The 21,571-nt window shown below is 61.6% G+C and carries 17 protein-coding genes and 2 pseudogenes; 2 read left to right on the top strand and 17 right to left on the bottom strand.

Features of this window, described 5'->3' with window-relative positions:
- Positions 1 to 7: 7 nt before the first annotated feature.
- The 6 genes from LNV07_RS16025 to glmS form a co-directional block, all read right to left on the bottom strand.
- Positions 8 to 1,753: an IlvD/Edd family dehydratase gene (locus LNV07_RS16025; RefSeq protein WP_263572170.1), complete on the bottom strand. Its 1,746-nt coding sequence runs from the start codon at positions 1,751 to 1,753 to the stop codon at positions 8 to 10.
- Positions 1,754 to 1,926: 173 nt separating this feature from the next.
- Entirely contained in the window at positions 1,927 to 2,877 is a 951-nt protein-coding gene (locus LNV07_RS16020) for a glycoside hydrolase family 43 protein (RefSeq protein ID WP_263572169.1), read from the bottom strand.
- Between the two features lie 116 nt (positions 2,878 to 2,993).
- Positions 2,994 to 5,651 (bottom strand): TonB-dependent receptor, encoded by a 2,658-nt coding sequence (locus LNV07_RS16015; RefSeq protein WP_263572168.1) that lies wholly within the window; start codon positions 5,649 to 5,651, stop codon positions 2,994 to 2,996.
- A gap of 655 nt (positions 5,652 to 6,306) precedes the next feature.
- On the bottom strand, positions 6,307 to 6,891 hold the full coding sequence (locus tag LNV07_RS16010) for a methyltransferase family protein (RefSeq protein WP_263572167.1): 585 nt from the start codon (positions 6,889 to 6,891) through the stop codon (positions 6,307 to 6,309).
- On the bottom strand, positions 6,830 to 7,141 hold the full coding sequence (locus LNV07_RS16005) for a cupin domain-containing protein (RefSeq protein ID WP_263572457.1): 312 nt from the start codon (positions 7,139 to 7,141) through the stop codon (positions 6,830 to 6,832). The genes LNV07_RS16010 and LNV07_RS16005 overlap by 62 nt, the downstream gene beginning before the upstream one ends.
- Before the next feature lie 270 nt (positions 7,142 to 7,411).
- Positions 7,412 to 9,283, bottom strand: a complete 1,872-nt coding sequence (gene glmS, locus LNV07_RS16000; RefSeq protein ID WP_263572166.1) for a glutamine--fructose-6-phosphate transaminase (isomerizing) — start codon at positions 9,281 to 9,283, stop codon at positions 7,412 to 7,414.
- A gap of 142 nt (positions 9,284 to 9,425) precedes the next feature.
- Between glmS and LNV07_RS15995 the strand changes: the two genes are divergently transcribed.
- A complete protein-coding gene (locus tag LNV07_RS15995; RefSeq protein WP_263572165.1) occupies positions 9,426 to 9,914 on the top strand; it encodes an Lrp/AsnC family transcriptional regulator in 489 nt (162 codons plus the stop codon).
- Between the two features lie 62 nt (positions 9,915 to 9,976).
- Here LNV07_RS15995 and LNV07_RS25570 read toward each other — a convergent pair.
- The 9 genes and pseudogenes from LNV07_RS25570 to LNV07_RS15955 form a co-directional block, all read right to left on the bottom strand.
- Positions 9,977 to 10,069: pseudogene (locus LNV07_RS25570) on the bottom strand (PEP-CTERM sorting domain-containing protein); the annotation flags it as partial.
- 480 nt (positions 10,070 to 10,549) lie between these two features.
- A pseudogene (locus LNV07_RS25565) lies at positions 10,550 to 11,020 on the bottom strand (trypsin-like serine protease); the annotation flags it as partial.
- Positions 11,021 to 11,301: 281 nt separating this feature from the next.
- Entirely contained in the window at positions 11,302 to 12,483 is a 1,182-nt protein-coding gene (locus LNV07_RS15985; RefSeq protein ID WP_263572163.1) for a class I SAM-dependent rRNA methyltransferase, read from the bottom strand.
- A 31-nt stretch (positions 12,484 to 12,514) separates the two neighbouring features.
- A complete protein-coding gene (locus LNV07_RS15980; protein WP_263572162.1) occupies positions 12,515 to 14,017 on the bottom strand; it encodes a hypothetical protein in 1,503 nt (500 codons plus the stop codon).
- 327 nt (positions 14,018 to 14,344) lie between these two features.
- Positions 14,345 to 15,268: a tyrosine recombinase XerC gene (locus tag LNV07_RS15975; RefSeq protein ID WP_318013739.1), complete on the bottom strand. Its 924-nt coding sequence runs from the start codon at positions 15,266 to 15,268 to the stop codon at positions 14,345 to 14,347.
- A 43-nt stretch (positions 15,269 to 15,311) separates the two neighbouring features.
- Positions 15,312 to 16,037 carry a DUF484 family protein gene (locus LNV07_RS15970; protein ID WP_263572161.1) on the bottom strand — a complete coding sequence of 242 codons (726 nt, stop codon included), beginning with the start codon at positions 16,035 to 16,037 and terminating at the stop codon, positions 15,312 to 15,314.
- On the bottom strand, positions 16,034 to 16,894 hold the full coding sequence (gene dapF, locus LNV07_RS15965; protein WP_263572160.1) for a diaminopimelate epimerase: 861 nt from the start codon (positions 16,892 to 16,894) through the stop codon (positions 16,034 to 16,036). Before dapF ends, LNV07_RS15970 begins: the two co-directional genes overlap by 4 nt.
- A 40-nt stretch (positions 16,895 to 16,934) precedes the next feature.
- Positions 16,935 to 17,825, bottom strand: coding sequence for an LpxL/LpxP family acyltransferase (locus tag LNV07_RS15960; RefSeq protein WP_263572159.1), 891 nt, complete (start codon positions 17,823 to 17,825; stop codon positions 16,935 to 16,937).
- A gap of 2 nt (positions 17,826 to 17,827) precedes the next feature.
- Positions 17,828 to 18,715 carry a lysophospholipid acyltransferase family protein gene (locus LNV07_RS15955; RefSeq protein ID WP_263572158.1) on the bottom strand — a complete coding sequence of 296 codons (888 nt, stop codon included), beginning with the start codon at positions 18,713 to 18,715 and terminating at the stop codon, positions 17,828 to 17,830.
- Positions 18,716 to 18,890: 175 nt separating this feature from the next.
- Between LNV07_RS15955 and metK the strand changes: the two genes are divergently transcribed.
- Positions 18,891 to 20,072: a methionine adenosyltransferase gene (gene metK, locus LNV07_RS15950; protein ID WP_263572157.1), complete on the top strand. Its 1,182-nt coding sequence runs from the start codon at positions 18,891 to 18,893 to the stop codon at positions 20,070 to 20,072.
- A gap of 80 nt (positions 20,073 to 20,152) precedes the next feature.
- Here metK and LNV07_RS15945 read toward each other — a convergent pair whose 3' ends face one another.
- Both LNV07_RS15945 and LNV07_RS15940 read right to left on the bottom strand, forming a co-directional pair.
- Positions 20,153 to 20,524, bottom strand: coding sequence for a response regulator (locus LNV07_RS15945; RefSeq protein ID WP_263572156.1), 372 nt, complete (start codon positions 20,522 to 20,524; stop codon positions 20,153 to 20,155).
- 39 nt (positions 20,525 to 20,563) lie between these two features.
- Positions 20,564 to 21,529, bottom strand: coding sequence for a chemotaxis protein CheX (locus tag LNV07_RS15940; protein ID WP_263572155.1), 966 nt, complete (start codon positions 21,527 to 21,529; stop codon positions 20,564 to 20,566).
- Between the last annotated feature and the right edge of the window lie 42 nt (positions 21,530 to 21,571).

Raw genomic sequence — 21,571 nt, 5'->3', positions numbered from 1 at the left:
TAGTTCTTCAATGCGAATGGCGGGGCACGGCCGAGCCGCGCGAGCCGACCAGGAAGTCGAAATCGCAGCCCTCATCGGCCTGCAAGACATGGTCGACATACAGGCGCTGATAGCCGCCCTTCATCGCGTTGCCACCCGCCTGCTCGCGGGCAGCCAGGCGCGCGGCCAACTCGGCCTCGGGGATGTCCAGATTCAAGCGCCCGCCGGCGCAGTCCAGCTCGATCCAGTCGCCGTCCTGCACCGCGCCCAGCGGCCCACCGGCCGCCGCCTCGGGCGCCACATGCAGCACCACCGTGCCATAAGCGGTGCCGCTCATGCGGGCATCGGAGATGCGCACCATGTCCTTGACGCCGGCCGCCAGCAGCTTTGGCGGCAGACCCATATTGCCGACCTCGGCCATGCCGGGGTAGCCCTTGGGGCCGCAGTTCTTCATCACCAGCACCGAGTTGGCATCGACGGCCAGCTCGGGGTCATTGATGCGCGACTTGTAATGCTCGAAGTTCTCGAACACGACCGCCCGGCCGCGATGCTGCATCAGCGCCGGCGTCGCCGCCGAGGGCTTGAGCACCGCACCGCGTGGCGCCAGATTGCCGCGCAGCACGCAGATCGCGCCGTCCTGGATCAGCGGATTGCTCAGCGGGCGAATCACCTCGTCGTCATAGATCGGCGCATCGACCACATTGGCCCAGATGCTCTGACCATTGACCGTCAAGGCGTCCTTATGCGGCAGCAGGCCGCCCTCGCCCATGCGGCGCAGCACGCCGGGCAGGCCGCCGGCGTAGAAAAACTCTTCCATCAGGAAACGCCCCGAAGGCAGCAGATCGACCAGGGTCGGCGTGCCGCGGCCGACGCGGGTCCAGTCTTCCAGCTCCAGCTCGACGCCGATGCGGCCGGCGATCGCCTTCAGGTGGATCACCGCATTGGTCGAACCGCCGATCGCCGCATTGACGCGGATCGCATTCTCGAAGGCCTCGCGGGTCAAGACCTTGGACAGGCGCAGATCCTCCCAGACCATCTCGACGATGCGCATGCCCGACATATGGGCCAAGACATAACGCCTTGCGTCAACAGCAGGAATGGCTGCATTGTGCGGCAGCGAGGTGCCCAGCGCCTCGGCCATGCAGGCCATGGTGGAGGCCGTGCCCATGGTGTTGCAGGTGCCGGCGGAGCGCGAATGGCCGGCCTCGGCGGCCATGAATTCATGCATCGACAAAGTGCCTGCCTTGACCTCCTCGTGCAACTGCCAGACCGCCGTGCCCGAGCCAATGTCCTTGCCCTTGAGCTTGCCGTTCAGCATCGGCCCGCCGGTGACGACGATGGTCGGCACATCGACGCTGGCCGCGCCCATCAGCAACGCAGGCGTGGTCTTGTCACAGCCGACCAGCAGCACCACCGCATCCATCGGGTTGCCGCGGATCGACTCCTCCACGTCCATGCTGGCGAGGTTTCGCGTCAGCATCGCCGTCGGCCGCAGATTCGATTCACCGTTGGAGAAGACCGGGAACTCGACCGGCCAGCCACCGGCCTCGATGATGCCGCGCTTGACATGCTCGGCCAGCTTGCGGAAATGCGCGTTGCAGGGCGTCAGCTCGGACCAGGTGTTGCAGATGCCGATGATGGGCTTACCCTGGAATTCATGATCGGGGATGCCCTGGTTCTTCATCCAGCTGCGGTACATGAAACCATTCTTGTCCTGCGTACCGAACCATTCGGCCGAGCGCAGCTTGACGTTCTTCTTGTTCGTATCACTCATAGATTCTTTCCTGTGGCGGCTTGCCGAGAGGCTCGCAAGGCGCTTGTTTATCGAGCACCGATGGATGCGATCCTAGAATTCGCGCTGATACAAATCCAATCAAAGTTCCGACGCTATCGATATTCGAATTGGCATCAATAACGGAAGGGTTCAGCGCTTCGCGATTCGTCCGTTCAGTCGGCGACCGAAGCAATGCCGAACACCGGCATGCCGGCCGCGTCCCAGCGCAAGGGCTTGACGAAGGTGTGGCGGTCGGGGTTCCAGAGCGGGTCACCGACGATCTCGGTATAGGTCCTGGCGTGATAGACCAAGAGCACCGATTCGCCATCGGCCGCCATGGTGAAGCTGTTGTGGCCGGGGCCGTAAATGCCGCGCTCGTAGCAAGTGCTCATCACCGGCAGAGCTGCCTTGCGCCAGGAGGACGGCGCCAACAGATCGGCCGACTCATCGGCCCAGAGCAGGCCCATTGCATAGTTCTCGTCGGTCGCACTGGCCGAGTAGCTGATGAAGATGCGGCCATGGCGCTGCAACACCGAGGGGCCTTCGTTGACGAGAAAGCCGCGGCATTCCCAGTCGAACTCCGGGCGGCTGAGCAGCACCGGTGCGCCCGCTAACTCCCAGGGTGTGCGCATCGGCGCGATATAGAGATTGGAGTTGCCGGCGATGGCCGGGTCCTTTTGCGCCCACAGATAGTAGAGAACGCCGCGGTGACTGAAGGTGGTGGCGTCGAGGCAGAAGCTGTCCAGCCCGGTCTCGACCTCACCCATCAGCTGCCACCCGCCCTGCCAGGGATCGGCGGACGGGTTGCGCAACACATACATGCGGTGCTGAAACAAGCCGCCCTTGATCTCGCGGCTGGGGGCGGCGGCGAAATAGATATACCAGGCACCCTGGTTGAAATGCAACTCGGGCGCCCAGATCAACTCGGACAGCGGGCCGCTCTCCGGCTTGCGCCAGATGACAAGCGGCTCGGCATCTCGCAAGCCCTCGATGCTGGCCGCACGGCGCAGCTCGATGCGGTCGTATTCCGGGACCGAGGCGGTGAAATAGTATTGGCCGTCCGCTTGCCTCGAGATATGCGGGTCGGCCCGCTGCTCGATCAAGGGGGTGATGACTGTGCTCATGACTTGTGCTCAAGGCGCGGCCACAGCGGGCCGCCTTGTGAAATGAAAAAGGGCGTTGCGGGTGTGAGCCGAGCAACGCCCTGTCTGGATCGCGCGGTCTTGCTGACCGCGGCGCTTTACATCTTCCAGCGCATCGACAAGCCGATCGTGCGGTCGTAGTAGCGCACGTCGCGCACCATGGCCGGGTTCTGATCGAAGTAGTCGTGATAGGCCTGATTCAACAAATTGCTGACGTCGACCGAGATCGTCGTGTTCTTGTTGAGGTTGTAGCCCAGCGATGCATCCAGCGTGCTCAACGGTGCGACCCAGAGTTCGCGGCCGGTCGAGCGGTAAGGCTTCTCGGCCAGGAACTTGGAGCGCCAGTTGTAGGCCAGGCGCGCATACATCGAGTCACGCTCGTACAGGCCGACCAGGTTGTAGGAGGTCTTGGACTGCCCCAGGAACTCGCCCTCCACACCCTTCTCGTTCGTCTGCGTGCCGCTCATATAGGTGAAGTTGGCCTCCAAGCCGAAGCCTCCCAACCAGCCCGGCAGGAAGTCATAGAACTGGCGGTAGCCCAACTCGTAGCCATGCAGACTGGCATCGCTGATATTGATCGGCTTGGTGACCCGGTAGGGCACGCCGTTGATGGTGGTGTCTGCGGTGGTGGTGATCACACGGTTCTTGAACTTGTGCGAGAACGCGGTGCCGGTGAGCGAACCGGTGCGGGCAAAGTACCACTCCAGCGCCGCATCCAGGTTGTTGGACTCGGTCGGCTTCAGGCCCGGGTTGCCACCGGCCAAGGTGCCATAGACAACGCCGCCGCCAGGAGGAGTATTGGTCTGGCCCGGGTTGTAGTCACCAAAACCGGGCCGCTCGATCGCCTTGCCCCAGACCAGGCGACCAATCAGTTTGCTCGTCAGCTCGGCCTTCATGGCCAGCGTGGGCAGCGCATCGGTGCGCGCGGTGTCAATGTCGACCGGGGTGATCACGCCGGTAGAAGCGTCCCTGGAGTTGCCCTTCAGATGCTGCTCGGTGCGCACCACGCGCAGGCCGGCCACGCCGGTGATGGGTGTGCCGAAGGCGTTGAAGCCGAACTTGCTGCGCCCGTAGACCGCGCTGGTGCTCTCCTTGTCGTCGAACAAGGTCATCGGGTCATAGGCGGTCAGCGCGGTGCTGCCGGTCAGCATCTTGCGGAACTCTTCGCCATTGCCGAGCAGCCAGCTGCGGTCGGCGTACGCATATTGTTTGACGCCAAAATCGCCCCAGGTGGCCGGCGAGACCGAATAGATGCCGGGGTAATTGGCCAAGCTCTTGCCCACCGCGGCGAAGCTGGTGGTCCAGGGCATGCTGGTGTTGATGGACATCGCCTTGCGTTCGGCCAGACGAAGGCCGCCGCTGACCTCCTTGAAGAAACCGTCCCCGAGGTCATAGACCGCATCGGCCCGCCAGTCGGTGGAGTCGCCGGTGCGGCGTCCGCGCACGTCCACGCCGCCATTGATGCGGAAGTTGGAGGCCTGGGTCAGGTCCATGCCGGGATAGTCGATGAAGCCGCCGCCGTCCTGTACCTTGGCGATGGTGTTGGTCGGCGTGTAGCCGGTATCCAGAATGCGGTTGACCCAATCGATCTTGCTGCTCGTATGAGCCAGCTCGGTGCTCAGGCGCAGCCGCTCGGTCGCATCCCAATGGCCGCCCAGCGCGAACTGGCTATTGCTGGCCTCGTCATGCTTGGCCTGCGTCGACGTGAAGCCCCAGCCCTCATACTTGGTGTTGTAAATCGTGTCCAGATTGCTGGTGCCCGGCTTGGTGGTGATCACCGTGTTGTTGAGCCCCCACCAAGGCACGCCGGCCACCATGAAGGACTGCTGATACTCATGGTCGATCTTGGTGGCAAAGCCTTCCGCAAAAAACTCCATGTCGGCGCGCGGCTTCCACTGCAGGGCCAGATTGCCGGCCAATCGCTTGCGGTCACCCAGGTCCAGCACCCGGCCGACACAGCATGAGCCAAGCACATCGGTCTTGATGCTCGGGTTGCCGTTGACGACATCCGCATTCTTGAAGGATTCCGGGTCACCCAGCCAGGCACGCTCGTCATGGTACTGGCCGCGCTGGTAGGACAAGCCGACCAAAGCGCCGATCTCGCCCAGGTCGGTCTTCCAGCGGTTGGAGGCCATCGTGCTGAGATCGGGGTTGTTGACCTCGGCCTTGTCGCGACGCTCAAGCCGGCCGTTGACGAACAGCTGCGGGCCCTTGAAGTCGAACGGGCGGTTGGTGCGCACATCGATCACGCCGGCCGTGCCACCCTCGGGCAAAAACGCCTCCTGAGTTTTATAAACGTCGATGCGCTGCAGCATCGTCGCCGGCACATCGGCCAGATACAGGCTGCGGCCCGAATCGGAGAAGAACTCGCGCCCATTGAGCAAGGTGACGACACCACCCAGGCCGCGGATCAGCACATTGCCGGCCTCGCCATTGCCGCGCTGGATTTGCACGCCGGTGACGCGGCCGAGAATTTCGGCCACGTTCTTGTCCGGGAACTTGCCGATGTCTTCGGCGACGATGGAGTCAACCACCTGGTCCGACCTCATCTTGATCAGCTGCGCGCTTTCGGCCGACTTGCGGGCGCCGGTGACCACCACCGTGTCAAGCGTCTCCGTCTTGTCGGCTGCGGCTTGTGCCGCAGCCAAGCCGCTTGCCAGCAGGCCGCCCAATATGAGGACGGCAGAAACCGTGCTGCGCAGGGCGAATCGATTCAAATGCTCGGCCGCAAAGGGCGTGGTGCGCAAGGCGCTCATATTGTCTCCAATCTAGTTTTGCTCGCGATTCATCTGACTCAAGCGGGCCCCAATGCACCCATCGATTGATCGCGGCTGATTTGATGTCTGTCTGCATCTTGACGAAGCCATATTGCTTCATCGAGGCGAATATTAGTTTTTCGAGTGATGCCTGCCCAATCACATTTTTCGGCTTTGCCATGCAAATTCGAGCATCGAAGATACGTGATTACCCGGAAACTCTCGGGAGGGCCCGCGCGACTGGCGGCATGCTGCGGCCGGCTTGCCGAAACGGCTCAAACCCAATTCGGCCTGGCGAACTTAGACCGATCACCTCGGCCTTGGCCGCGACAAATACATGGCTTGTTCGGCCGTTTCGAAAACCCTTGCTTGGCGCAGGATTAGGTTCCTGCGACTGGATCATCATCATGAGCGCCGCCAATCGTGTAGCCGCCAAGAGGGCAGAGGAAAAGGCGGCCCGATTGGATTCGCTGCTGGCCTATGAGGGCAAATGCACGGCTGATGGCGACAAGATCAGGCCGGAGCCGATATCTCTTCGAGTGAAATTCACAGGGCTAGCGGTCAGAAGCAGGTGCGGTTCTTCAAGCTTGGCGGCCGGAGCCTTGAAGAACCACTAGCCTTCGCGGCCTTGTCCGATTGGCATAGCTGCCCAGCCTCAAAGCCAGCGACGCACTTGAGCCAAGTAGGCGGCGTACTGCGCACCAAACACCTGCTGCAGCATGCGCTCTTCGGGCTTGATCTGGAACCTTGTGATGTAGCCGCAGAAGGCAGGCACGCAGGCAAGCGCCGCCACAGAGCCCATCAAGATGACCACCGCCAGCAACAACATCGCCATACCGACATACATCGGATTTCGGCTGTAGCGAAAAACTCCCAACGCGACTACGGTGGACGCAGCGTCCGGCTTAAGCGGATTGACCGTGGTTTTTGATCGGCGGAACTCCATCACGCCAGCGCTTGCAATGGCCGCCCCGACTGCGGCCACAAAAGCCGATGCCAAAGACTGGCCTGTGAAGCTGAAGTTGAAAGCGGCGAGCGACGGCAAGGTCGCCACGCCCATGGATATGGCGACAAAAATGGCCCATACGATCAGCGGCGGAACTTTGAGATCAAGTGAAGACAAGGCCTGCCCCCTTAGCCCTAAGGCTTGAAATAGACCCAAGCGCGTGGGCCACCGCTCACACGCTGCCTTCGCGTTCGACCACCAGGATGCGCGCTTCGCCTCTGGGATGGGCAACATGTTCACAACCCAGCCCTGCGAAAAAGACATCACCGGTCGCCAATGTGACCACATGCTCGACACCCGCTTCGCGGTAATGCATGTCGACCGTGCCATCCAATACGGCGAACACCTCTTCGCCATCGTTCACATGCCATTTGTAGGGCCGGTCGGTCCAATGGAGGCGGGTGGTGGTGCCGTTCATATTGGCAATATCCAAGGCGCCCCAGGCCCGACTGGCCTTGAATTCCTTGCTGCGGACTACTTTCAACATTGACTCCTTTTTGTCACCCGACCCTGCTGCCGAGCAACGGCCACAAGGGCGCGCTGAACATGCAATTTGGCTGGCCTAGTGGAACATGGCGGATCGTTTCACCGCCCTGACTCATGATAGGCATAACTTCAAATACCAACGTCCACCCCACCCACCCGCCCGCGAACAAAACAAAAGGGCGTCTGACGCCCTTTTCTTGTTATCGTCTCATTGTGACGATTACAACTCCAATTGGTCGGAATAGCAAAAATAGAAAATACATAACCCCTATTCCACAGTGACCGATTTGGCTAAATTGCGAGGCTTGTCTACGTCGGTTCCGCGCGCGCAAGCGGTGTGATAGGCCAGCAACTGCAAGGGGATGACGTGCAGGATGGGGCTTAGCGCGCCGTAATGCTCGGGCATCCTAATCACGTGCAAGCCGGGCTCGCTTTCGATCTGCGTGTCGCCATCGGCAAACACATAGAGCTGACCGCCGCGAGCGCGCACTTCCTGCATATTGCTCTTGAGTTTTTCCAGCAAGGTGTCGTTCGGCGCTACCGTGACCACCGGCATCTCGGCCGTAACCAGCGCCAGCGGGCCATGCTTCAACTCACCCGCAGGGTAGGCCTCGGCGTGGATGTAGCTGATCTCCTTCAGCTTCAGGGCGCCTTCGAGTGCGATCGGGTAATGCAGACCACGCCCCAGGAACAAGGCGTTTTCCTTGCGGGCGAATTCTTCGCTCCAGGCAATCACCTGAGGCTCCAATGCCAACACCGCTTGCACCGCCACCGGCAAATGCCGCAAAGCTTTGACATGCTCGGCTTCTTGCTCTTCACTCAGATGACCACGGGTTTGTGCCAAGGCCAAGGTCAGCAGGAACAGGCCCACCAACTGGGTCGTGAAGGCCTTGGTCGAGGCCACACCGATCTCGACACCAGCACGGGTGATATAGGCCAACTCGCATTCGCGCACCATCGCGCTGGTGGAGACGTTGCAGATGGTCAAGGTGTGCTTCATGCCTTGGGCGCGGGCATGTTTGAGCGCGGCCAAGGTGTCGGCCGTCTCGCCGCTTTGGCTGATCGTAACGATCAGAGTGCGCGGATTCGGAACGCTATCACGGTAGCGATATTCGCTCGCGATCTCGACCGAAGTCGGGATCTTGGCAATCGACTCGAGCCAGTATTTGGCGGTTGAGCCGGAATAGAAACTGGTGCCACAGGCCAGAATCAAGACCGAGTCAACCTCTTTGAAGATGCCGTAGGCGCCGTCACCAAACAGCTCCGGGCTGATGCTGGTGATGGCCTCCAGCGTGTTGGCAATCGCGGTCGGCTGCTCGAAGATTTCCTTCTGCATATAGTGGCGGTACGGGCCCAACTCGGCCGCGCCACTGTGCGCATGGACGGTGCGCACTTCGCGCTGTTGCGCTTCATAACGGCCGGTTTCAGCGCTCAGCTTGCTGATCCAGTAACGGCCCAGTTGCAGGTCAACGACATCACCCTCTTCCAGATAGACGATCTGATCGGTGACGCCGGCCAGCGCCATCGCATCGGACGCCACGAAATGCTCGCCTTGAGCCACATCCATGCCGACACCCAGCACCAGCGGAGAGCCCTCGCGGGCGGCGATCACGCGGTGCGGCTCATCACGGCAGAACACCGCCACGGCATAAGCGCCCTTCAGGCGCGGCAGCGCTTGCTGCACCGCTTCGAGCAGGTCGCCGTTGTAGAGATGGTCGACCAGATGGGCGATCACCTCGGTGTCGGTCTGGCTGGTGAAAACATAGCCACGCGTCTTCAATTCAGCACGCAACTCATCGTGGTTTTCGATGATGCCGTTGTGCACCAACGCGATCCGCCCAATCGCATCGGCGGCGGCATTCGGGCCGGGGGAGAAATGCGGGTGGGCATTGTGTACGGCCGGTGCGCCATGGGTGGCCCAGCGGGTGTGCGCGATGCCGGTGCCGGAGGCGATGCCGTCTTCGGCCGCCAAGCCGGTCAACTCGGCCACGCGGGAGGTGCTGCGGGCGCGCATCAGGCCGCCGTTCTGGTGCACGGCCACGCCGCAGGAGTCATAGCCGCGGTATTCGAGCCGCTTCAGGCCCTCGATCAGAACAGGGACGATATTGCGCTGACTGACGGCACCGACGATTCCACACATGATTGATTGCTCCGACAAGGGTTTGGGCAGGAGCGCATCGTAGGCATTCGCGCAAAATCATTGCTTTCAAAATTGACGAGCAAATGAAATAATCAGCCAACAGTCAGTTTTGACGACTCAATATTTCACGAATCGCGAATATATGAATGAATCAACCGATGGCCTGATATTGGATGCGGCTGATTTGCGCATTCTTGATTGCATGCAAAGTGACGCATCCTTGTCCAATCAGGATCTGGCTCGCCAAACCCATGTTTCGCCCGCAACCTGTCTACGGAGGGTCAAACGGCTGGTCGACAGCGGCATCATCGAACGCCGCGTAGCCTTGCTGTCGGCCGAAAAATTGGGCGCCGGCTTGAGCGCCATCGTCGAGATTACGCTGGACCGCCAGGGCGCCGAACATCTGTCGGCGTTCGAGGCCAAGGTCGTGGTGGAAGTGGCGGTGCAGCAGTGTTACCAGGTCTCACCGGGGCCGGACTTTGTGCTGATCTTGCAGGTGCCGGATATGCCCGCTTACCAGGCGCTGGTCTCACGCTTGTTCACGCAGGACGCCAATGTGCGCAATGTGAAGGCGTTTTTTAGCGTGCGGCGCGGCAAATTCGAGCCGCGCATCGCCCTGCCGACGACTTGAAACAAAAAAGGCGACCCTTGCGAGTCGCCTTTTTTGCAGGTTTTAGCTAAGCCGAGTCGGGCTCAGGCCTTGCGGCGGCGCGCTACCGCACCCACGGCAAACAGGCCCAGCGCCATCAAGGCGTAGCTAGCTGGCTCTGGAACCGCGGTGACGCCGTTGATGAAGCTCAGATGCGAGAACACAGCGGTAGAGCCTGACAGATCGCCGTAGCTGGAGCCATTGGCGGTGGCGTTGTCACAGGTGGCAGGAGTCGTGACTCCGTAATAGCCGCAAGCATCGCTGCCGCCCCAACCCCAGGAATGCACGCCGGAAAGCAGCCACTCGCTGCCGTTCCAGACGAAGTCACCGCCGCCCGAGTCACCGCCGGCGATCAAGCCTTCATTGGTCAAGGGGGCAATGCCGGTGCCGCTCCAATTTTGGCCATACTTCGCGCCAACTCGCCCGATCGTGTTTTTGTCCGCCGTGCCATTGTCGAAGTCCACCATATAGGTGATGCCGTACTTGAAGTAATCGGCGTCGTAGGCAGGGTCGGCAAAGCTATTCAGCGTCTTGCTGTCGATGTCGAAGGTGTTGAAGGCGTAGTGGCCGTAGCTGCCATCGTTCCAATTGGTGGCGGCGTTGGTGGTGGCCGTCTGTGTCGTGCCGTAGCCGGCCATCAGGTGCTGCTTGCCCAGGTCATTGGTGGTGCTGAGTTTGTAACCGTTGATGGAGGTGACCGCTTGATCCAGCTTCAAGATAGCGATATCGGCGCCGGTATCCAGCGCACCGCCGGTTGCGGCCCACCCGCTGTGCACGGTGGCACCACCGACGGCCACATTGCGGGTGACCTGGGCCACACCGCCGTAGAAGCCAAACTGCACCTTCATGGACGTGAAGTCATCGGCACAGTGAGCGGCGGTCAGCACATACTGGCCGCCGGCCAGCAGCGAGCCCGAGCAAGCATAGTTCTGGCCCGCACTAGTTGTAAAACTCAGCTTGGCCACGCCGTCCAGGGCACCGGCTACACCGCCAATCGTCTGGCCGGGTGCGAAACGCCAGTTCGAAGGGGCGCTGGTATTGCCCGTCAAAGGGTCCAAATTGCCGAGCGACGCGGTCGCTGCGCGCATATCGGCGATCGCCTGACCATTGCTGGCATGGGCAGCTCCGGCGACGCACAGCAAGGCTGCTGCAGCAATAAGATTCAAATTCTTGACCAAGGTCCTACTCCTAAATTTTTGCAGCGACACCATCTATGCCGCCGCCCTCCACCTTGCGACACCCGCCGTTTTGCTGCTGGGTCGCGCTTATTTTTCGATGCTCTCAGAACAATCGATAACGTGAATATGCCACGCTGCAAGCACGGATCTCCTCCCGAATAATGCGTAGAGGTAAACCATTAGTCGACCCATCAAGACTTCAGAATCAATAGCCCTTTCAAGTACTCGCCCTCGGGGAAACAGATGGTCTGGGGGTGATCCGGTGTGGCGCCGACCCGGTCGATGATGAAGCCATCGCAAGGTGCATCCAGGCCCGCGCCGGCAACGATTTTGTGGAATAACTCGGGGCCGACGCCGCCCGAACAAGAAAAGGTGAACAGCAGGCCGCCCGGCTTCAAAAGCATCAAACCCAAGCGGTTGATGTCTTTGTAGGCTCGCGCGGCGCGCTCGGCATGCGCAGCGGTGGGCGCGAACTTGGGCGGGTCAAGCACGATGGCATCGAACTGGCGCCCTTCTTTGATGAAAGCCCGCAGCGTGGCGTTGACATCGGCGTCCATCGCCTGATGGTGCGCGGGCTCAAACCCATTCAAGACCACATGGGCATTGGCTCGCGCCAGCGCCGGCCCGGAGGAATCAATACTGATCACTTGCTCGGCCCCGCCGGCCAGCGCGGCCACCGAAAATCCCCCCGTGTAGCTATAGCAATTCAACACCGTCTTGCAGTCGAACTGTCGCACCGCTTCGGCAAATTTCTTGCGGTTGTCGCGCTGATCCAGGTAGTAACCGGTCTTGTGGCCCTCGGCCACATCGAGCGTCAGGCGCCACTGATGTTCGCTGATCACCACTTCTGTCGCGCCGCCGCCACGCAGCCAGCCGGTTTTTTGTTCCAAACCCTCAAGACTGCGAACCTGCGCATCGGAGCGCTCATACAAACGAGTCAGGCCGGTGGCGGCCAGCAGCAGATCGGCGATCACATCCTTCCAGCGCTCGACGCCACTGGCCAGAAACTGAGCCACCAAGGTGTCGCCATATCGATCCACCACCAGACCCGGCAGACCATCGGCTTCACCATGGATCAGGCGCAGCGCGTCGGACTGAATCGATAGCCGCGCGCGCATGGCCAGCGCACGCTTGATGCGCTGCTCGAAAAAGGCCGCGTCGATGCGCTGCGCCTCGTCAAAACTCCAGGCGCGCACGCGGATTTGCGAGGACGGGCTGAATGCCCCCCAGCACAGAAAGGCACCTTCGGCCGACTCGACACGGACCGTTTCGCCGCCATCGGCACCGCCGCGCGCAATCGAGCCTTCAAAGATCCAGGGGTGGCGGCGCTGCAAGGAGCGCTCCTTGCCGGCGCGTATGACGATGGTTTTCATGGCAATCCTTGATGACCGTTGCTGACGTTTTCTAGCGGGCCAGGCTGCCAAAGGCATAGCCGACCGACAGGTTGAAGATTTGGGCCGACCGCGCGCCAATACGCGTGGTGTGCAAGGTCTGCCATTGCCCCAGGCCGGCCCGCACACGCAAATGCTCGCGCTCCCATTGCGCATAGGCTTCGGCCTGCAACAAGGCGCCGCTGCCCACATCGACACCGCCCCCGCCGGCCACCCCCGCCAGCAACTCGGCGCCAAAGCGCGCGCCGCCGAGCAGCTGCGGCGACTGCAGGCCCGCGCCGAACAAGCCGAAGGCATAGGCGCCGGCCTTGCCGGTGGCGGCACTGCCGGCCTGCGCAACACCGTACAGGCTTGGCGTCAGCTCGCGCGTCATGACGAAGGCAATCTGGCCGATCGCATCATCGCTGCCATCCTTGAAGCGAACCTTGGGCAGGTACTGGTAGCTGGCGAATATCTGCTGCGTCCGGACCGTCCCGGACTGCTGCTCAAAACTGCTGCTGACCGAGGGGGTTTGATCCAAAGGCAGGGCCAGACCCAAGCGCACAAAGCGGGCCGAGAACTGCCCATCCGGCGCGTAGCTGAAGCCGCCATCAAGCCGCAAGGTGGCGCCCCAAGGGCTGATCCAGCGCAGTGTCGGGCCGGCACGCAGCAGCCAGCCATTGCCGGTGTCAACATTGCCGCCACCACCCAGGCCAACACCAAGCTGGCCACCCACGCGCAGCTTCGGGCCGAGCAGCGGCCAGTCTTGGCCGGCGGTAGCCAGCAGTTCCATATAGCCGTCAACGCCGCCTTGCGCCGCGCCCGCCGCCTCCACGCCCCACCAACTGCCGTCGGCAATGTATTGGCGTAGATCGGCCCCGGCATAGCCGATGCGCCGGGTGTTCGGCTTGTCGCTGCGATCACGCGTGCCCGAGCGCGGATAGGCAAAGCCCCCTTGCAAGGCGATCTCATCAAAGCCCAAGCCGGTGCGCTGGCTAGCTCGACCCGGCTTGCCAGCATCACCGGGCGAAAAGCTGACAAAGTTGCTCGCCCGCCCTAGCACCAGGCCCAGGCTGGTGTCGGAAACATTGCCACTGGGGAAGCGCACATGGGCAAGTGCGGCGCCGCCGTACCAGCTGCCCGACTCCATGCGCAGAGACAATTCCGGGCGCAACATCAGCCCACCGCCAAAGCGCACTTGATCCGAGCCCACGCCGCCGCCCGCGCCGGCATACAGCCCGGCCGCCAGATGGGTCGAGGAATTCAGGCGCCAGCGCCCTTGGCCGGTGAAGCCCATCGTGAAGAGCCCACCATAGTTGCCTTTGGCCGCACCGTAGACGCCGGGGCCAAAACCCCAGTCTTCGTCCACCGCCATCAAGTAGCTCAGGCCCAGCAAAGCAATGCGATCGCCATTGGGCAAGCGCAAAGGCGTCCAACTGCTTTCAACGGTGGCAGGTCGGACGGGACCGGGTCGAGCGAATTCGGTCAGGCTGCCTTGGGCTCGCGCCGGCGCAGCCGCTGCAAGGGCAAACGCCATCAGACATGCCGAGAAGGGCGGAAAAAGAGTAAAGCGAATCACCGTCATTGTTTTTTCTTTGCCCGCGGGTGCGCGGCATCATAAATATTCGTTAAATGCTGACAAGCTCGCCCGCGAGCTTGCGTCGCAGGCTCATGTCGCGCAGCGACGTGAAGCCGCGCAGCGGCGGGCCGCAGACAAAATCCAGTCATTTCTTTTTGGCCCTGGGATGCGCAGCATCATAGATTTTGGCCAAGTGCTGACAAGCTCGCCCGCGAGCTTGCGTCGCAGGCTCATGTCGCGCAGCGACGTGAAGCCGCGCAGCGGTGGGCCGCAGACAAAATCCAGTCATTTCTTTTTGGCCCTGGGATGCGCAGCATCATAGATTTTGGCCAAGTGCTGGAAATCCAACTGCGTATAGATTTGCGTCGTGGTGATATGCGCATGGCCCAGCAACTCCTGCACCGCACGCAAGTCCCCGCTGGACTGCAAGATGTGCGAGGCAAACGAATGCCTCAACATATGCGGGTGGACATGGGCCGGCATGCCGGCCGCCAGCGCCCGCGCCTTCAGGCTGGCACGAATCTGCACCGCCCCCAGGCGGGCACCGCGCTGACCGACCAAGAGCGCCGACTCATCGGCGCGCGCCAACTGGCCGCGCAGGCTCAACCATTGTTGCAAGGCGGCCATGGCTGCGGCGCCGACCGGCACCGAACGGCGCTTGCCACCCTTGCCCAAAACCGTCGCCTCGGCCGCTGCCATATCGACCCAACCTTGCGAAGCCGGGCCCGCCTGGGCATCCAGCCCAACCAACTCCGACACGCGCAGGCCGCAGCCATAAAGCAGCTCGACCACGCAGCGATCGCGCGCTTCGATCCGCTCATCCAGCGGCCGATCTGCATCGATGGCGCTGCCGCTGAAATTGGCCAGTTGCACCGCATCGTCGACGGCCAAGGCCTTGGGAAGAGGCTTGGCCGCCTTCGGTGCCCGCAGTCCGTCAAAGGGATTGAGTTCGACCAAGCGTTCGGCGCCAAGCCAGCGATACAGGCCGCGCCAGACCGATAAATGCAGCGCCATGCTGCGCGGGCCCAACTCGATGTCAGCGTGCAATTTCGCCGCCAGGCGGCGAGCCTGATGCGGGCGCAACGTCAGCAAGGCCACGCCGCTTTGCGCGGCCAAATTCTGCAGCCGCAGCAAGGCATCCGCATAGATGACCAGGCTGCGGGGCGCCAAGCGGCGCTGCACCCGCACATGGTCGAGGTAAGTACTCAACTGAGCAGCCAATGGCTGCGGCTGCTCGGCGTCGGCCTCAGCCTCAGACCGGCGCGCTTGCTTCACCGCTGACAGCCAGCAACCTTGCCAAAGCAGCGCTGGCGATATCGCCCACGCGCGCCAGGAACTCGGTGCCCATTTCGGCCGTGTAGCGGGTCGGATCGGGCGAGCCGAGTACCAGCAGACCGAAGCTCTGACTAGGCTTGCCATGCGTCAATGGAATCAAGGCCAGCGAGGTGGCCGCGCCGTTATTGCCGCCCTCTTCGCCACGCAACCACTGCGCAGCCTCAAATCCCGAGTTGATCCCGCAATAGGGCTGGCTCAAGCTGGCCGCAAAGCTCTTCACGTCCGGGCTGACGGCCCGAGCATACTCGGCCTCGGCATGTTCGGGCGCCACGCTCCACAACCGCAAGCCTGCCTGCGGAATCATGAACTGGTGGCGCAACTCCTGCAGCAACACGGTCGGCAATTGCGCCGCATCGGCCGTCAACATCAGGCTCTTGGTCCAGCGATGCAGGCGGTCGGCGATGCCCACGTTCTCCTGTCCATTGCGGATCATCTCGATGATTTTTGACTCCAGGCCCTTGATCTTGTCGCGCAGCATCTCGGCCTGGCGCTCTTGCAGCGACACCGCTCTGGCGCCATGCGGGTGACTCAGCTGCACGGTCGCCAACAACTCGGCATGGCGCTCAAAAAAGCCTGGCGTCTTGGCCAGAAAATCGGCGATGTCCTGCTCGGTAATTGCTTGCCTTGCCTCTTGATTGCTCACAGCTCGATCTCTCCATCAAATACGGTTTGAGCCGGGCCGGACAGGAAGACCGGCGCGGCCAAGCCGACGCTAAGGCCGGCCCACTCAATTTTCAAATCACCGCCGCGCGCATGCACCTCGACGGCTTCATCCAGCAGCCCCAATCGAATGCCGGCGACCACCGCCGCGCTGGCACCGGTGCCACAGGCAAGCGTCTCGCCGGCGTCGCGTTCAAACACGCGCAGTCGAACCTCGCTGCGCGACACAATCTGCATGAAACCGGCATTCACCTTGCGCGGGAACCGCGCATGCGCCTCGACCAAGGGGCCGACCGTCAACACCGGCGCTGCGTCCACATCATCGACCAGCTGCAGCGCATGTGGATTGCCCATCGACAGCACAGCGACCTCGCAGCCGGTACCCTCAAGTGGCCACAATTCAAAGCCATTGACCCGTCTTGGGTTCAATCCGCTGGCATCAAACGGCAAGGCGGCATGCTCGAACTTGGGCGCGCCCATATCCACGGTGACGCGCCCGTCATCGCGCAAGTGCAACTCCAGCACCGCGTTAACCGTCTGCACGCGAATGCTGTGCTTGGCCGACAAACCATGCTCGGCCACGTAACGCACGAAACAGCGGGCACCATTGCCACAATGCTCGACCTCCTCCCCGCTGCTTCCATTGAAGATTCGGTAGCGGAAATCGATCCCTGCTGCATCGCTGCGCTCTATCACCAGGATCTGGTCGCAGCCCACACCAAAACGGCGGTCACCCAAACGGCGAATCTGCGCGGGCGTCAATGCAAGCGGATGCTGCAGCGCATTGATGACCACGAAGTCATTGCCGGCGCCATGCATTTTGGTAAAGCTCAATTTCATCGGCGGATTATCGCTGCGGGGGAATTTCGATCCGCGTTGACTAGCGATAAAACGACGCTTCGCCTTCGGGTCTGGTCTTGAAGCGCTTGTGCACCCATAGATACTGCGCCGGATTCTCGCGAATGCGCGCCTCCAACCAAGCATTCATCTGCTGCGCGTCGACCTCCAGATCGCCACTGGGGTAGCCGGGAGGCGCCTGCCAAACTTCAACCTGATAGCCTTGCCCGCCCGGCAGCATGGTCGCCACCAGCGGCACCACCAGCATACCCATGCTGCTGGCGATCTTGCCCGGCGCCAGCAAGGTGCAGGTCGGGACGCCAAAGAAGGGCACAAAGGCCGAATCTTTGCGGCCAAAGTCCATATCCGGCAGATTGAAGAACGCATACCCTTCTCTGATCAGGCGCAACACGGGCCGAATGCCTTCTTCCCGGATAACCGAGGTGGTGACGCCGAAACGGCTGCGGCCGGCCAGCATTTGCGCGTCAAAAACCGGATTGCTTTGGCGCTGATAGACGAACACGCCGGGCGTTTGCTGATTCAGCATCAGGCCGTTGCCCACCACATCAAGCCCAGCGAAATGGGGCACCCACCACATCACCGGCGCCGCACTGTTCTCGGCCACCTTGATGTCGCCCTTGATGCGGATCAGTCGGCGCAGGCGTTCGGGCGAAGCAAACCAAAGCAGGCCGCGCTCCAGGATGCTGCGGCCCATCCAGCCGAAATGCTCACGCGCCAGTTGCTCCCGCTCGGCGGGCGACTTCTCCGGGAAGCACAGCTCCAAATTCCGCAGGGCGATGCGTCGGCGGCTTTTGGCCATCAACCACAACAAGCTCCCCAAACCTTGACCCAGCGCCGCCAACAGCCGCAGCGGCAGGAAATGCAGCAGCCACAACAAACCAATGGCGAGACGAGCGCCTATGCGTGCCCCCATGCTCAAGCCTCCTGCTTGCTCGACGCTGCCGGCGCTGCGCCGACATCCAGGCCGCGTGGATGCTTGTAGCGGTTATAGCCCCATAGGTATTGGTGAGGGGCGAGTCGGATCATTTGTTCCATGGCTTGATTGATGAGGCTGGCCGCGGATTCTGCGGGCAAATCGGCGGGCATAGGCGGCGCCTGCAGCACATGCACCACATAACCCTCGCCTTTGGGAAGGCGTTCGCCCCAAATGAGCAGCGGCGTCGCGCCGGTTTGCTGAAGCAAACGAGCGGCCAAGGTCATGGTGTAGGCCGGCCGACCAAAGAACGGCGCCCAAACACCCAGGCCATGAGGCGGCACTTGGTCGGGCAGCAGCCCAATCGACTGACCCTGGCGCAGCGCCCGAATCATCTGCCGCACGCCGGCCAAGCTTGCCGGTGCGGTGGCCACGCCGGGGCGGCCGCGCGAGTCATCGACCACTCGGCGCAGCCAAGCCTGCTTGGCGGGCCGAAACAAGACCGTGATCGGCGCCTGCGCCGACGCGAAGCGTTCGGCATAGGCTTGCGCGCAAATTTCGAAACAACCCAGATGCGGCGTCAGCAGCACCAAGCCACGGCCCTGCGCCAAGGCCTGTTCGATCAATTCGATGCCGCGCCATTGCAATTTATTGCCCAAAGGAACCGAGGCCGGACGCATCCATAACCAAGGTATTTCGGCAATCATGCGCCCGGCCTCGGCAATGCCTCCGCGCGCCGCGGCCCAAGGCAAGCCGGCAATCTGCACATTGGCCCGGTAGCGTTCGCGATAGCTGGGCGATGCTGCGTAGACCAGCCAGCCGGCGACTGCCCCGATGGCATGGAGAAGCCGCAAGGGAAATTTAGAGAGCAAGCGAAACAACATCAACATATTTCTATAATCCAAACATCGCCGAGTTAAATTGGACAACTTGCGGGGCGATGCGGGCCTTATTCGATTGAATGAAAACCCGCTGGGCAGCGATGCTCAACAAATGCTGCTAAAGCGTTCGCCGCGTCACTCGACAGCACGGCAACGCCGATCAACTGTTAACTGGAGTGTAAAAGTGGCGAACAACGATTTCTTATTTACTTCTGAATCTGTCTCCGAAGGTCACCCCGACAAATGTGCGGATCAGATCTCGGACGCGATTCTCGACGCAATCTTCACGCAGGACCCGCGTTCCCGCGTTGCCGCCGAGACTCTTTGCAATACCGGCCTGGTCGTGTTGGCCGGTGAGATCACCACCAACGCCCATGTGGACTACATCCAGGTGGCGCGCGACACGCTCAAACGCATCGGCTACGACAACACCGAGTACGGTATCGACTACAAGGGTTGCGCGGTGCTGGTCGCCTATGACAAGCAGAGCAATGACATCGCCCAGGGCGTTGACCACGCGTCGGATGACCATCTGAATATCGGCGCCGGCGACCAAGGCCTGATGTTCGGCTATGCCTGCGACGAGACGCCCGAGCTGATGCCGGCGCCGATTTATTACGCGCACCGCCTGGTCGAGCGCCAGGCGCAATTGCGCAAAGACGGCCGCCTACCCTTCTTGCGCCCGGACGCCAAGAGCCAGGTCACGATGCGTTATGTGAATGGCAAGCCGCACTCGATCGACACCGTGGTCTTGTCCAGTCAGCACAGCCCCGAGATGAGCGACGGTCACAAGATGAAGGCCGAATTCATCGAAGCGGTGATCGAAGAAATCATCAAGCCGGTGCTGCCCAAGGAATGGTTGAAAGACACCAATTACCTGATCAACCCGACCGGCCGTTTCGTCATCGGTGGCCCGCAAGGTGATTGCGGCCTGACCGGCCGCAAGATCATTGTCGACACCTATGGCGGCGCCTGCCCGCATGGTGGCGGCGCCTTCTCCGGCAAGGACCCCAGCAAGGTCGACCGTTCGGCCGCCTATGCTGCGCGTTATGTCGCCAAGAACATCGTCGCCGCCGGCTTGGCTCGTCAATGCCAGATTCAGGTCGCCTACGCGATCGGTGTGGCCAAGCCGATGAACGTGACCGTCTACACCGAAGGCACCGGCGTGATCTCCGACGACAAGCTGGCCGCCTTGGTGCAGGAGCATTTCGACCTGCGGCCCAAGGGCATCATCCAGATGCTGGACCTGCTGCGCCCGATCTACACCAAGACGGCCGCCTATGGTCACTTCGGCCGCGAAGAGCCCGAGTTCACTTGGGAGCGTACGGATAAAGCTGCGGCGCTGCGCGCGGCGGCTGGTCTGTAAGCCCACAAGGCAAGGCGCTAACCGCTAAAACGAAAGGGCCGCCCAGTCAGCTGGGCGGCCCTTTCGCATCTTGAAGTCAGTCAACTCATCCCGCACAGCTTCTTGAACGGTCCCAGCACCGCGTCACCGCGGAAGGGCTTGACGATCCAGCCGGTCACGCCAATGGCCTTGCCGCGCGCCCGGATCTCGGCATTGTCTTCGGTCGTCAGCATGACGATTCTTACCGCTTGATTGCCCAACTCGGTGCGGATTTTTTCGGCCATGGTCAAGCCGTCCATATTGGGCATATTGAAATCACTGACGACCAGCTTGATGCCTGGGTCGCTGCGCAACTGCAGCAAGCCATCACGCCCGTCGGTGGCGACGGCCACCTCAAAACCGTTCTTGCTCAGAAAGCTGGAGACGATCTCGCGCATGGTGCTGGAGTCGTCAACCACAAGAACATTCGCCATATCAAAAACCCCTCCCAATAGCGACCATGGCCCGTCGCTTCAAAACAAGTCCAATTCGCCGGTCGGGCCTGCCTTCACCGCGTGCGCCTCGAAATCCGCGAACTCCTCCGCCGACCAATGCAGATTGAAAATCACCCGCTGCACGATCACCAATGGCGGCATCCCGGGCCTTGCCGGGTCAGACAACTGATAGCGCACACAGAGCTGTGAATCCTCCGAGCCAAAAGAGATGTATTTGTGCGCGTGGTTGATGACGATGGGCACCTGCGTTTGCTGCTTGCTCAAGGCCTGCGGAGGAATATAGCGATTTTTGAAAGCCCCCCAGATCAGATTGGTCGTCTCGCCCAACATATTGTTGAGCTCCCGGAAGTTCAAATCACCGCCAACGCCTTCGTAGCTGAAGCCTTGAATCAAGCCCTGCCGCAGCGCGTTCTCCTCGGTCTGCAGCATCATGTAGCCACGGCACCAGGTGCTTTCGATCGGAATCAGCGTCGAGACCTCACCGTGAATGATGCGGTCATGCACAACATAAGGCGACTCCGCCACCACCTTGGCATTCGGGAACATCGCCATCAAGGAGGCGCAGGTCAGATCGGCAATCCCTTGCACCAGACTGCGCGGGTAGCTGAGACTGAAAATGGTGTGGTCGATGACCGCACGCAAATGCGTCAGATCACCGCTGACCCAACGATGGCGCACGGCCGCTTGTTCGGCCGCGCTCAGCTCAATATCGCTGCTGCGGCGCAGAAAAATCGGCAGTTCCGGTCTGAGCTTGTGAATCGCTCGGGCCAATTGCAAGGCATTGCCTTCATCGCAGGGCAGATCTTCCGCCAGCAGGACGCCGCCAAGATCCTTGTGCTTGCCCAGCGTGGCCAAGGCGTCACTGGCCGAGCGCGGCAAGGCCATCAGGCCGATGGACCGGCAGAAGTCGGTCAGCACTTGGTATTGCTCCGGATCATGCTCTAGCAGCAGGACCTTGGCTTCGAGTAGGGATGCATCTGTCATAGCTATACGGCGCACAAGGCAGCCGCCCTCGCCGACCCACCG

The organism is Roseateles oligotrophus (assembly GCF_025717515.1).
Taxonomy (GTDB): domain Bacteria; phylum Pseudomonadota; class Gammaproteobacteria; order Burkholderiales; family Burkholderiaceae_C; genus Paucibacter_A; species Paucibacter_A oligotrophus.
Note: the sequence above shows the minus strand (reverse complement) of the source record. Positions and strands in the feature narration are given on the sequence as shown.

Excerpts from the sequence above, each read along its gene's own strand:
- LNV07_RS16025 (WP_263572170.1), bottom strand. The coding sequence starts at position 1,753 with ATGAGTGATACGAACAAGAAGAACGTCAAGCTGCGCTCGGCCGAATGG.
- LNV07_RS16020 (WP_263572169.1), bottom strand. The coding sequence starts at position 2,877 with ATGAGCACAGTCATCACCCCCTTGATCGAGCAGCGGGCCGACCCGCAT.
- LNV07_RS16015 (WP_263572168.1), bottom strand. The coding sequence starts at position 5,651 with ATGAGCGCCTTGCGCACCACGCCCTTTGCGGCCGAGCATTTGAATCGA.
- LNV07_RS16010 (WP_263572167.1), bottom strand. The coding sequence starts at position 6,891 with ATGTTGCCCATCCCAGAGGCGAAGCGCGCATCCTGGTGGTCGAACGCG.
- glmS (WP_263572166.1), bottom strand. The coding sequence starts at position 9,283 with ATGTGTGGAATCGTCGGTGCCGTCAGTCAGCGCAATATCGTCCCTGTT.
- LNV07_RS15995 (WP_263572165.1), top strand. The coding sequence starts at position 9,426 with ATGAATGAATCAACCGATGGCCTGATATTGGATGCGGCTGATTTGCGC.
- LNV07_RS15985 (WP_263572163.1), bottom strand. The coding sequence starts at position 12,483 with ATGAAAACCATCGTCATACGCGCCGGCAAGGAGCGCTCCTTGCAGCGC.
- LNV07_RS15980 (WP_263572162.1), bottom strand. The coding sequence starts at position 14,017 with ATGGCGTTTGCCCTTGCAGCGGCTGCGCCGGCGCGAGCCCAAGGCAGC.
- dapF (WP_263572160.1), bottom strand. The coding sequence starts at position 16,894 with ATGAAATTGAGCTTTACCAAAATGCATGGCGCCGGCAATGACTTCGTG.
- LNV07_RS15960 (WP_263572159.1), bottom strand. The coding sequence starts at position 17,825 with ATGGGGGCACGCATAGGCGCTCGTCTCGCCATTGGTTTGTTGTGGCTG.
- LNV07_RS15955 (WP_263572158.1), bottom strand. The coding sequence starts at position 18,715 with ATGTTGATGTTGTTTCGCTTGCTCTCTAAATTTCCCTTGCGGCTTCTC.
- LNV07_RS15945 (WP_263572156.1), bottom strand. The coding sequence starts at position 20,524 with ATGGCGAATGTTCTTGTGGTTGACGACTCCAGCACCATGCGCGAGATC.
- LNV07_RS15940 (WP_263572155.1), bottom strand. The coding sequence starts at position 21,529 with ATGACAGATGCATCCCTACTCGAAGCCAAGGTCCTGCTGCTAGAGCAT.